This is a genomic window from Pseudomonas machongensis, from assembly GCF_034961125.1.
In the GTDB taxonomy this organism is placed as follows: Bacteria; Pseudomonadota; Gammaproteobacteria; order Pseudomonadales; family Pseudomonadaceae; genus Aquipseudomonas; species Aquipseudomonas machongensis.
On sequence record NZ_JAYFUI010000187.1, the window covers coordinates 120,499 to 130,088 of the forward strand.

Here is a 9,590-nt window from a genome sequence, read left to right on the forward strand (position 1 = left end):
TTTCCGTAGAATCGCGCGCCCCATTCAACAGGCATGGCGAAAAGGAGCTTCGATGCAACGGATCATGATTGTCGGCCAACCCGGCTCCGGGAAGAGCACCTTGGCGCGCAAACTAGGCGAATGCACGGGGCTGCCGGTCGTGCACATCGACACCATTCACTGGCAGCCAGGCTGGGTCGAGCGAAGCCGAGACGAGAAGACACGGTTGTGCCATGAGGTCGAGGCGCGTGATCGCTGGATATTCGAAGGTGGCCATTCAACCACCTGGAGCAATCGACTGGCTCGTGCGGATCTTCTGATCTGGATCGATCGTTCGGCGTCGCTGCGATTCTGGCGGGTGCTGAGCAGAGCGCTGCGTTATCACGGGCAGTCCCGGCCGGACCTGCCGCACGACTGCCCGGAGCGGCTGGCCAACTTGCCGGCGTTCTTCACGTTCATGTGGCAGACCAGACGCTCGGCGCGAATGAAGATGGAGCAACTTGCGGCAAGCGCACCCGCGGGTTGCCGGGTGGTGTGCTTGCGCTCCAACCGGGATACCAGGGCTTTTCTCGCAAGCATGGAGCCGCTGAAGGGGCGGGTTGAGCGGTGTAGTCAGCAGCGCTGAGCAGATCGGCTCGATAGCCTGTAACAGGCGGCGGCGGACGCCTCATGAACAGCTTTCCGCATCCACCCCGTCGACCCACCCCCCTTCGCTCAGGCGTCCTCAATAAGGACTGGCAGTCGGCCGCACCACGAGCTCACTGACATCCACATCGTCCGGCTGCTCGATGGCATAGACCAGCGCCCGTGCAATCGCATCGGCCTCCAGCGCCACGCGCCGGAACGTCCTCATGGCCTCGCGGGCAGTGTCGTCGGTGATGGTGTCGGCCAGCTCCGATTCCACCACCCCAGGGCACACCACCGTCACCCTGATCTTGTCGGTTTCCTGGCGAAGGCCATCAGAGATCGCCCGGACGGCGTACTTGGTCGCGCAATACACTGCGGCGGTGGGGGAGACCGAGAGCCCGCCGATCGACGAGATGTTGATGACCTGACCATGCCCCTGCGCTTCCATCCCCGGGAGCACCGCGGCGATGCCGTGCAGTACGCCGCGCACGTTGACGTCGAGCATCCGGTTCCATTCCTCGACCTTCAGCGAACTCAGTGGCGACAGTGGCATTACCCCGGCATTGTTGATGATCACATCGACCTTGCCATGCTGCGCCTTGGCAAATTCGACGAAGGCGTGCATGGAGTCGAGGTCGGTCACGTCCAGTGCGCGGGCACTTGCCGAGCCGCCTTCGGCGCGGATTTCACTCACCAGCTGTTGCAGGCGATCGATACGGCGGGCGCCGAGTACCACGTGAGCGCCCTTGGCAGCGATCAGCCTGGCGGCGGCTTCACCGATGCCGCTGCTGGCGCCGGTGATCAGGACGACTTTGCCGTTGATGTTGGACATGTGCGTATCTCCTGTACATGAAGGTTCAGGCGTCTGCAGGGAAGGCAGACGTTCCTGCTGGGTACGGAGAAAAGACTAAGGTTGTGGGGCGGTACGATGCGTGCCGAAACCTGCGCGACCTTTGCCTATTCGTGTCGGTGATCCGCACAGCCCCGTGCCGCGCGCCGGAACGGAAGGATCAGGCAACTCGGCGACAGTTTCGACCTAACGCCGGTGCTTTTCGCGGGGGACAATGGGTGCCTGGCCCTGGCGAAGCCGCCAGGTAGCCCCAATGGTCTGCCGTCACACCAAGACCGTGATACAACGCCAAATACCGACATGCGAGAGCCCTTGAATGGCGCAGAACGATGCTTTTCTCCTGCAAACCACTGCCTTGTACCGTGGCGAACTCGTCCGCTCGCTGACCGAGCGCTTTAACGCTCCGGGCGTTTACGAAACCGCCATCGCGCCGCTGCACGTGATTCGAATGGATGCGCCGTCAGACATCATCCATACCGTGCACAAACCGGCGCTGTGCCTGATCGTGCAGGGGCAGAAAGAGGTGGGCCTGGGCGAGGACCGTTATCTGTACGACCCCCTCAACTACCTGGTGGTATCGGTGACGCTACCGGTGTCTGGTCGGGTGCTGACGGCCAGCGCGCAGGCGCCTTACCTGTGCATTCGCCTGGACTTCGAGCCGACCGAGCTTGCCCAGGTGATCGCCGATGCGCCGCCCGCGGGCGTACCGGATGAGCCCGAGCGCGGGTTATTTCTCGAGCAGATCGATGTGTCGCTGCTGGAAACCATGTTGCGTCTGGTGCGGTTGCTGGAGTCGCCACGGGATATCGGCATGCTCGCGCCATTGGCACTGCGCGAACTGCACTACCGCCTGCTGCGAGGCGTGCATGGGCGCCGGCTGTACGAGCTGGCCATGGGCGACTCGCAGACTCGGCGCGTGAGCAAGGCCATCGACTGGTTGAACAACCACTACACCCAGCCGCTGCGCATCGAAGAGCTGGCACGGATCGCAAATCTGGGGAGCTCGACCTTGCACCACCGTTTCAAGGCCGTCACCGCCATGAGCCCGTTGCAGTACCAGAAGCAATTGCGCCTGCAGGAGGCTCGGCGGCTGATGTTGGGGGAGGGGCTGGATGTGTCGAGCGCCTGTTACCGGGTCGGCTATGAAAGCCCATCGCAGTTCAGTCGCGAGTACAGCCGCCAGTTTGGGTGTGCGCCGTCTCGGGATATCGGCTTGGTTCGCAGGACGTAGGGCGTGCTTGGCCCAGAAAAGCATGTTGGATGAGCAGGCCCCGGCGGGAAGTTACCTGATAATTTTGTCAGGTGCGCAAGCGTTAAGGCGTGTGATATAGCTAGGTGCAGTTTCTGATCTATATGCCTACTCCGTAGGAATGCTTTGGGGCGCCAACTTCCCAAAGTTTCGACTGTCTGTGCAGCGTTCGTTGAGTGCCAGATTGGAAGCTAAGGGTTTTAATTTTTCAATTTCCTATTTTGTGAGGTTGCAATGAAAGCCTATGATTTTCCACTGCCCGAAGCATTGAATGTTCAGTATTATTTGCCGGATCGGTCATCCGGTCTTCAATTAAAGGTGAGGCCCACCCAGGAAGCATTGCCTACTCTGAATGTTGGAGTTTATTTGGACTGGAATTTAATATTTCAGGTGCCGGTGCCTGTGGACTGGGTTGCACCGATTGTCCTTGATATTCCAGCCTCCAGCTTGGGCCCTGATGGCGTTTATCAATTGCAGTGGGGATTGTTTGATCCGGATTCAGAAGAAAGTATTCTCTCAGACCCGGTCACGATCATCATTGGCCCTGTGAACACTTAAAAGCCCCGCTCCGACAACATTTGAAGCGAGGCAGCTGATGATTCTGCATTTGCCCGAATTTGCATTAATTCGGGCTTTTGATAATGGCGGGTACCCGGCACTGTAATGGTCTGGCCTAAACCAAAAAAACAATCCCGCCACGCCTCCTTCAACCTTTTACCAATATCTTCACAACTTCATCGACACTCTTCTTCAATCCCGCCACGGTATCCTCCGGATCGCTCTCGATCACCACCAACCTGGCGCCTGCCGCTTCGATCACCTTGAGCACCTCTGGTTCAGGCTGACGATGGTGCAACACCAACGCCACATCCTGCGTCTTGAGGGCCTCTCCCAGCGCCTTCAGCGCCGCTTCATCCCACTTGCCATCTGCCGGCAGTGCCTGCGACACCACATCCAGGTTCAACCCGCTGGCCAGGTACCCCAAACGCTCCGACAGGCTCACCACGCTGAGGTTATCCGCCTCGGCCAGGCGCGTCTGGCTGCTGGAGGTCAGCTCAAGCATCTGCCGCTTGAGCCCGGCCAGGTTGGCCTGGATCTTCTCCTTGTCGGCGGGGGACAGGCGCTCCAGGTCGTTGGCCACCACATCCGCCATGCGTCCGAGGTTGATCGGGTTCAACCAGGGATAGCTGGCGAATGCATTGTCGCCATCCACCGCGATGCCGGGCAGGGCGCCATCGACCGGGCGTGCGGCGTCGATCTCGACGATGCGGATGTTGCTGCGCCGCGCCATGGGATAGAGCGGGTCGTCATGCCAGATCGAGCGCACGCCGATCACCGCCGTGGCCTGCCGTGCATCCTTCTGCAGGCTCGCGCCACCACGTCCCTCGAAGTACGACGGCTGGCGGCTGGCTGGAAGGTTGGCCGGTGCCGCGCGCTTGAGCTGCACCGAGGTACCGTCGAGCAACGCGACAGCGAGGCTGTGGGTCACCGGCAGGGTGGTCAGCACTTGCGTGGCTGCGGCGCTGCTGGCGGGCTGTGCGGCCAGCGCCAGGGTGGGCGCGCCGGCCAGGACCAGGGCCAGGGTGAGACGTTTGAGTGTAAGGTTCATGCCGGGTTTCCTTGCAGGCGGGGGACGAGGGCGCGGGCGAGGGCCGCGAGGGCGAAGCACACACCGGCCACCAGGATGATTGCAGCGCCGGAGGGCACGGGCAGGTCGAAGACGATCGGCAGCAGGATGCCGAGCAAGGTGCTGAGGGTGGCGATCAGCACCGAGGCGAAGAAGAAGCCCTTGAGCGACTGGCTGACCAGACGCGCGGCGGCGGCGGGGATCACCAGCAGCGCACCGACCAGGATGGCGCCGATCACCTTCACCGAGGCCACGGTCACCAGGGTCACCAGCACCACGAACAGATAGTCGAGGGTCTTCACCGCCACGCCGCGTACGGCCGCCAGCTGTGGGTTGAAGCTGGCGAGGATGATGCGGTTGTACAGCGGCAGGGCCAGGGCCAGCACCAGCACGGCAACGATACCGAGCACCAGCAGGTCGTGGGGGCTGACGGTGAGCACCGAGCCGAACAGCACGTTCTCGAGGATGTGCACGTTGATCTTGCCGGCCAGCATCAGCAGCAGGCTGGCGCCCAGGGCCAGCGAGACGGAGAGGAACACGCCGATCAGGGTGTCTGGTGAAAGGCCCGTGCGGTTGCGCAGGAAGTTCAGCAGGATGCCGAACAGCAGGCAGTAGCCGAACAGGCTGCCGTAGGGCCCGGTATAGGGCTCGCCGAGCAGGATGCCGATGGCCACGCCCGTGAGGGCGGCGTGGCCGACGGCCTCGGAGAAGAACGCAAAGCGCTTGACCACGACCAGGGTGCCGAGCCCGCCCAGCACCGGGCCGATCATCAGGCCGGCGATCAAGGCGTTGATCACGAACCCATAGGCCAGGGCCTCGGGCAGGTAGCCAGCGGTGGCCCATTGCTGGACCAGTTGGCGGAAGGCTTCATAACTCATCAGGCAAGGCTCTCGCTGCGCGGGTGGACGGAGAACAGCCCGAGCAGGCGCTCCGGGGTCAGGGCCTGTGCGGGCGGGGCGTCGAACAGCAGCTTGCGGCTCAGCCCGGTGACGCGGTCGGCCAGGCGCAGTACCGCTTCAAGGTCGTGCTCGATCCACAGCACCGTGGTGCCGGCCTGGCGCCAGCCGTGCAGCAGTTGCTCGAACACCTGGATACCGGCTTCATCCAGCGCCGACATGGGTTCGTCCAGCACCAGCAGTTGCGGCTCCGGGATCAGCCCCTGGGCCAGCAGCACACGCTGGCGCTCGCCGCCGGACAGCGCGCCCATGCGCCGCTTGCGCTTGTCGAGCATGCCGACCTTGGCCAGGGCGGCGTCGATGTCGGGGCGCACGCGGCGCGACAGCCCGAGGAACGCCGGGCGCTGCTGGCACATGGCGGCCATGAAGTCATCGACGGTCATCGGCAGGCCACGGTCGAACTCCAGCGCCTGGGGCACATAGCCGATCACCTCGCGGTGGCTGGGCCAGTGCAGGGTCAACTGGCCCTGGTGCGGCATCTGCCCGAGCAGGGTCTTGATCAGCGAGCTCTTGCCGCCACCGTTGGGGCCGACGATGGCATGCACGCTGCCGGCGGCAACGCTGAAGCTCACCTGCTCGAGGATGCGCGTGCGCCCAAGGGTGAGGTCGATGCCGGCGAAGTCGATGCGCGGGCCTTGGGCGCTGACCAGGTTGGCCGCGGCGGTCATGCGCGGTTCTCCTGGATGGCCTTGACCACGGTCTCGAGGTTGCGCTTCATCTCCACCTCGTACTTGTCGGCGGTGTATTCGCCGTAGGAGATGTGGGTCAGCGGGTAGATCTTCACCCCGGATTCGCGCTCGATGGTTTCGACGTAGGCGGAGGGAAAGTCCATTTCCGAGAAGATCACCTTCACATCCAGAGCCTTGAGCTGGTCGATGGTCTTCTTCAACTGCGCCGGGCTCGGCTCGATGCCGTGGGCCGGTTCGACCACGGCGGTGACCTCCAGGCCGAAGTCGCGCACCAGATAGTCGTAGGCGGCGTGGATGGTCGCCACGCGAAACTCCGCGCCCGGTGCCTCGGTGACCTTGGCCAGGGCTTCGGCGCGCAGCACGCGCAGGCGCTTGGCATAGGCGCGGGCGTTCTGGGTGTAGAACTTGGCGTTGTCCGGGTCGAGCTTGCCCAGCTCGCGGGCAATGTTGTTGACCTGGGCGATGCTGGCGCTGATCGACAGGAAGGTGTGCGGGTTGACCACCTTGCCAGCGCCGCGCGCGGCGATGCCGGTGGCGGCCAGCAGCGGGACGTTCTGGTTGGACTCGATGGTCTTGATGTCGGGTTTTTCGCTGGCGGCGATCATGCGATCGGCGAAGTCGTCGTGGCCGATGCCGTTGAGCACGATCACGTCCAGGGTGCCGATGCGCTTGATGTCTTCGGCGCGTGGCTCATAGGCATGCGGGTTGAAGCCTGCGGGAATCAGCGGCACCACTTCGGCCTTGTCGCCGACGATATTGCTCACATAGCTGTAGTAGGGGTGCAGGGTGATGCCGATGCGCAGCGGTTTGCCGCTGTCGGCCAGGGCCAGTGCCGGGAGCAGGCAGGCCAGGAGAAAGGCGAGGGCGGAGCGGAGCATGGCGCGGTCCTTGATTCAGTGACGGTGTTCGCGGGTGACCCCGGCGTCGTAGTGGCTGACGATTTCCTGCCAGCCGGCGGCGATCAGCGCGGCCTGGCCAAGATCGTCGGGGGCCCGGGTGCTGCGGTCGCGGCGCAGCCACACCTGGGCCGGTGCGGTGTCGGCCTGCGGCAGGATCAACAGGAAGCTGCCGGCAACGTCGGCGTCCTGGCTCGAACCCAGGTAGGCGCCACTGTCCAGCCACTGCCACTGATGGCGGCCCCGGCTGGCACTGCTGGTGTCGTCGACGAAGGGCGGCAGCGCATCATCGGCCAATGCCTGCACAGCGGGCGCCTGGCCGTTTTCCTGGCGCAGCGCGAGGATTTCCTCGGTGGCCACGTGCAGGTCGGTGTAGACGCCCTGTTCGGCGGCGTTGAGGTCACGGCGAGCGCCGATCTGGTGGCTGGCGATGGTCTGTTCGTCGACCCGTTCACCACGCAGGCCGACCACGGTCGCGGCGAGGGCGGCGATCAGCACGGCGGCCAGCAGCACATAGAGGGTTTCGTGCCCGGCGCCGGCCGGGCGGATGACCTGGGCGCGGCTCATGGCGCGCCTATATCGGCATGGTCGACTTCCACCACGTGGCCGGGGCCTGCGTCGAACAGCACGTAGAACTCGCCGTCGGGGCGCTTGAAGGTGAGGGTCGAGTCGTCGCCGAGCTTGCCGCCGACCAGTACTTGCTCGTCGTAGCCGATCACATCCAGCGTCACCCCCGGCGCGCCGCTACCGTCGGAGAAGCCGCCGGTGCACGTGATCTGATCGCCCGCCACCGATACGCAGTCGCACATCGGGTTGTGCGCCAATGCCGGCAGGGCGGTGAAGGTCAGCAGGGGCAGGGCAAGCCTGCGCAACAGGTGTTTCATCATTTGCCTCCTTGTTTCTCGAGCCAGGCGACGGTGGCCGGCGATGCCTTGGCCAGCGGTACGGATGCCTGGTGCATACTGCCGTCCCAGCCTTCGATGGTGATCCAGATCTCGGCGTCTGGGCGGGTGCGGGGGCGGGATCGGCAGCGAGGTGCTCATGCGGTAGGGCGAGCCGAAGAAGATCGAACCGGCGGCGCGCAGGTTGCGCGGCTTGCCGATGCGCAGGTAGATGGCCTTGGCGCCCTCGGTGCACGTCTGGCAGAGCGCAGCGTTGAACACCTTGAAGTGCCCGGCCGGGCCGTCGGCGCGTGGCGCTTCGTCACGCAACTCGGCCAGGTCCAGGCGCCAGCGGTCGACCTGGATATCCTTGACCACGTTGGCGCCCAGGCCGCTGTCGCCGCGGAACAGGCTGGCATCGGCGAAGTACTTGGGCATGAAGCCCAGCGGGATGAGGATCAGCAGGATGTTGAAGTGGAAGCGCCATTTCAGCCACCACTGCTTCAGGCCGCTGGGCGGCAGGGTTTGAGTCTGGGTCTGGCTCATGGCTGGGCCTCCACGGGGGTGTCTTCATGCCTGCGCACGCGCGCCGGACGCTCGCTGCGCTTGAGGGCCGCGGCGGTGGCCTGTGCGGTGCGCTTGGTCCAGATCAGCAGGCCACTGAGCACCATCAGGGTGAGTACCAGGCCGAAGAAGAACCAGATCAGCTTGATCGGCAGGCCACCGAAGTCACCGGTGTGCAGCGGGCGCATGGATTCGGTGACGAACTCCAGGGTCGAGCGGTCGCCGAGCAGGAACTGGCTGTCGACGTTGCGGGTGTACGGGTTGACCTCGGCGGTCTGGAACATCAACGGGTACCAGCCACGCCCGCCCATGCTGATATGGCTGTAGGCGGTGGCGGGCAGGGTGATGAAGCTGATGTCCAGGCCGGGGATGGCCTCCTGGGCGATGCGGGCGGCCTCGTCCAGGTCGATACGCGGCACCGGATTGCCGTCGGGGCTCTGTGGCACCTGCTCGCGAGCGATGACCGGCACGATCGGCTCGGTGGAAATGGTGACGTGGTTGTCGCCGAGAATGGCCTGGATCAGGAACCAGGTGCCGGTGATCGAAATCACCGCGATGAACCAGATCGACCACACCCCGGCCAGGCGGTGCAGGTCACCCCAGAAGATCCGCGAGCCATGCTGTGTGCGTACCGGCTTGAAGAACCCGCGCCAGAATTTCTTGTACACCACGAGCCCTGTGACCAGCGAAGCGAGCATCGGCAGGCCAAGCAACGACACCAGGTACCAGCCCCAGCTATAGCCGTTGGTGAACGGCACCAGCCACCAGCCGTGCAGCGCGCGGGTGAAGGCCTGGAAGTTGAAGTCGGGGGTCTTGCCCTGGATGGCGCCGGTGTAGGGGTTGACGTAGAGCGTCGGCGACGTGCCGTCGGGGTAGGTGACTGCCGCTTCGAGGGCGAAGTGCGAGCCATCCGGCTGGCTGATGAAGCGCACCGCCATGTCCGGTTCTGCCTTGTTCAGCGCACTCAAGACCTGCTGGAAGCTCAGCCGCTCGGCGTTGTTGTCCGGTTGGCTGGCGCGCACGTCGGGGTTCGCCAACCAGACGATCTCCTGGCTGACCACCGCAAGCATCCCGGTAAAGCAGACGATCAGCACAAAGAACCAGATCGGCAGGGCAAGCCAACTGTGCACCAGAAACCACAGTTTGGACTTGGATTTTTTAATTTGTCGGGCCATCAGTCGTTCTTCTGAGGAAAATTGCGGTCGAGTTTCATCTCAACCTTGAAGGCTGCATCTAATAGGACGAATGAGAATCAAAAACCTGAAGCCTCAA

At 63.9% G+C, this 9,590-nt stretch carries 11 protein-coding genes and 1 pseudogene; 3 read left to right on the forward strand and 9 right to left on the reverse strand.

The window, feature by feature from the left end; genetic code table 11:
* Positions 1-52: 52 nt before the first annotated feature.
* Positions 53-604, forward strand: a complete 552-nt coding sequence (locus VA602_RS19595) for a P-loop NTPase family protein (protein WP_323454039.1) — start codon at positions 53-55, stop codon at positions 602-604.
* Positions 605-703: 99 nt separating this feature from the next.
* Here VA602_RS19595 and VA602_RS19600 read toward each other — a convergent pair whose 3' ends face one another.
* Complete coding sequence (locus VA602_RS19600) at positions 704-1,438, reverse strand: SDR family oxidoreductase (RefSeq protein WP_323454040.1); 735 nt, start codon at positions 1,436-1,438, stop codon at positions 704-706.
* Positions 1,439-1,772: 334 nt separating this feature from the next.
* On the opposite strand from VA602_RS19600, the gene VA602_RS19605 reads away from it, so the two are divergent.
* Positions 1,773-2,687: an AraC family transcriptional regulator gene (locus VA602_RS19605; RefSeq protein WP_323454041.1), complete on the forward strand. Its 915-nt coding sequence runs from the start codon at positions 1,773-1,775 to the stop codon at positions 2,685-2,687.
* A 252-nt stretch (positions 2,688-2,939) separates the two neighbouring features.
* Entirely contained in the window at positions 2,940-3,263 is a 324-nt protein-coding gene (locus VA602_RS19610) for a hypothetical protein (protein WP_323454042.1), read from the forward strand.
* 148 nt (positions 3,264-3,411) lie between these two features.
* Here the strand turns inward: VA602_RS19610 and VA602_RS19615 are convergent, their stop codons facing one another.
* The 8 genes and pseudogenes from VA602_RS19615 to VA602_RS19650 form a co-directional block, all read right to left on the reverse strand.
* Positions 3,412-4,314, reverse strand: a complete 903-nt coding sequence (locus VA602_RS19615; RefSeq protein WP_323454043.1) for a metal ABC transporter solute-binding protein, Zn/Mn family — start codon at positions 4,312-4,314, stop codon at positions 3,412-3,414.
* Positions 4,311-5,210 (reverse strand): metal ABC transporter permease, encoded by a 900-nt coding sequence (locus VA602_RS19620; RefSeq protein ID WP_054893230.1) that lies wholly within the window; start codon positions 5,208-5,210, stop codon positions 4,311-4,313. Before VA602_RS19620 ends, VA602_RS19615 begins: the two co-directional genes overlap by 4 nt.
* Positions 5,210-5,956 carry a metal ABC transporter ATP-binding protein gene (locus VA602_RS19625; RefSeq protein WP_323454044.1) on the reverse strand — a complete coding sequence of 249 codons (747 nt, stop codon included), beginning with the start codon at positions 5,954-5,956 and terminating at the stop codon, positions 5,210-5,212. The genes VA602_RS19620 and VA602_RS19625 overlap by 1 nt, the downstream gene beginning before the upstream one ends.
* Complete coding sequence (locus tag VA602_RS19630; protein WP_054893232.1) at positions 5,953-6,855, reverse strand: metal ABC transporter substrate-binding protein; 903 nt, start codon at positions 6,853-6,855, stop codon at positions 5,953-5,955. The genes VA602_RS19625 and VA602_RS19630 overlap by 4 nt, the downstream gene beginning before the upstream one ends.
* Before the next feature lie 15 nt (positions 6,856-6,870).
* Positions 6,871-7,440: a DUF6162 family protein gene (locus VA602_RS19635; protein WP_323454045.1), complete on the reverse strand. Its 570-nt coding sequence runs from the start codon at positions 7,438-7,440 to the stop codon at positions 6,871-6,873.
* Positions 7,437-7,757 carry a hypothetical protein gene (locus tag VA602_RS19640; protein ID WP_054893234.1) on the reverse strand — a complete coding sequence of 107 codons (321 nt, stop codon included), beginning with the start codon at positions 7,755-7,757 and terminating at the stop codon, positions 7,437-7,439. The genes VA602_RS19635 and VA602_RS19640 overlap by 4 nt, the downstream gene beginning before the upstream one ends.
* Positions 7,757-8,300, reverse strand: a pseudogene (locus VA602_RS19645) (thiamine pyrophosphate-binding protein). The gene VA602_RS19640 and the pseudogene VA602_RS19645 overlap by 1 nt, the downstream one beginning before the upstream one ends.
* Positions 8,297-9,493: a PepSY-associated TM helix domain-containing protein gene (locus VA602_RS19650; protein WP_197891524.1), complete on the reverse strand. Its 1,197-nt coding sequence runs from the start codon at positions 9,491-9,493 to the stop codon at positions 8,297-8,299. Before VA602_RS19650 ends, VA602_RS19645 begins: the two are co-directional and overlap by 4 nt.
* Positions 9,494-9,590: the final 97 nt, after the last annotated feature.

Coding starts and splice junctions, on each gene's coding strand:
- VA602_RS19610 (WP_323454042.1), top strand. CDS start 2,940: ATGAAAGCCTATGATTTTCCACTGCCCGAAGCATTGAATGTTCAGTAT.
- VA602_RS19615 (WP_323454043.1), bottom strand. CDS start 4,314: ATGAACCTTACACTCAAACGTCTCACCCTGGCCCTGGTCCTGGCCGGC.
- VA602_RS19640 (WP_054893234.1), bottom strand. CDS start 7,757: ATGAAACACCTGTTGCGCAGGCTTGCCCTGCCCCTGCTGACCTTCACC.
- VA602_RS19620 (WP_054893230.1), bottom strand. CDS start 5,210: ATGAGTTATGAAGCCTTCCGCCAACTGGTCCAGCAATGGGCCACCGCT.
- VA602_RS19605 (WP_323454041.1), top strand. CDS start 1,773: ATGGCGCAGAACGATGCTTTTCTCCTGCAAACCACTGCCTTGTACCGT.
- VA602_RS19625 (WP_323454044.1), bottom strand. CDS start 5,956: ATGACCGCCGCGGCCAACCTGGTCAGCGCCCAAGGCCCGCGCATCGAC.
- VA602_RS19600 (WP_323454040.1), bottom strand. CDS start 1,438: ATGTCCAACATCAACGGCAAAGTCGTCCTGATCACCGGCGCCAGCAGC.
- VA602_RS19635 (WP_323454045.1), bottom strand. CDS start 7,440: ATGAGCCGCGCCCAGGTCATCCGCCCGGCCGGCGCCGGGCACGAAACC.
- VA602_RS19650 (WP_197891524.1), bottom strand. CDS start 9,493: ATGGCCCGACAAATTAAAAAATCCAAGTCCAAACTGTGGTTTCTGGTG.
- VA602_RS19630 (WP_054893232.1), bottom strand. CDS start 6,855: ATGCTCCGCTCCGCCCTCGCCTTTCTCCTGGCCTGCCTGCTCCCGGCA.
- VA602_RS19595 (WP_323454039.1), top strand. CDS start 53: ATGCAACGGATCATGATTGTCGGCCAACCCGGCTCCGGGAAGAGCACC.